Source organism: Enteractinococcus helveticum (assembly GCF_001657475.1).
In the GTDB taxonomy this organism is placed as follows: domain Bacteria; phylum Actinomycetota; class Actinomycetes; order Actinomycetales; family Micrococcaceae; genus Yaniella; species Yaniella helvetica.
Genome location: NZ_LXEY01000065.1, coordinates 1 through 694 on the forward strand (window position 1 = coordinate 1; position 694 = coordinate 694).

The following is a 694-nucleotide window of genomic DNA, read 5'->3' on the forward strand; positions in this document are numbered from 1 at the left end:
CCCTCCCTTCTTCTTTCTTCTTCTTCCTTTCTCTCTCTCCCTCCTCCCCCTTTCTTTTCTCCTTCTTCTTTCCCTCTCTCCCTCCTTCCCCCTCCCTCCCCTCTCCTTCCCCCCTCCTTCTCCTTTCTTTCTTTCTCCTTCCCCCTCCCCTCCCTTCCTTCTTTTTCTTTTTCTCCCCTTCTCTTTCTTCCTCTCCCCTTCCCTTCCCTTCTTTCCCTTCTCTTTCTTTCTTCCTCCTTTTCCTCTTTCTCCCCCCCTTCCTCTTTTTCTTCCTTTTCTTCTCCCCTCTCTTTCTTCCCCCCCCCCTCTTCTTTCTCTCCTCTCTTCTCCTTCTTTTTTTTCTTTCCCCTTCTTCTTTTCCTCTTTCCCCCCCTCCCCCTTCCCCCCCTTCTCTCCTTTTTCTTCTCCCTTCTCCCTCCCTCTTTCCCCCCCCCCTTTTCCCTTTTTTCTCCCCTTTTCCTCTTCTTTTTCCCCCTCTTCCTCCCTCTTTTTCCTTCCTCTCTTCCCCCTTTCTTCCCTCCCCCCTTCTCTCTCTTCCTCTCTCCTTCCTTTTTTCCCTCCCCTTCTCTTCCTCCCCCCTCCCTTTCCTTTTCCCTCTTCTTCTTTTCCTCCTCTCTCCCCCTTTTTTCTTCTCTTCTTTCTCCTCTCTTTCCTCTCTTTTCCTTCTCTCCCTCTCCCTCCCCCTCCTCCCTTC

Annotated in this window: 1 protein-coding gene; it reads right to left on the reverse strand. The window is 51.6% G+C overall.

What is annotated here, in order from left to right; translation table 11 throughout:
* Positions 1–694: hypothetical protein (locus A6F49_RS18975; protein WP_201120353.1), on the reverse strand; the 694-nt coding region annotated here is incomplete at both ends.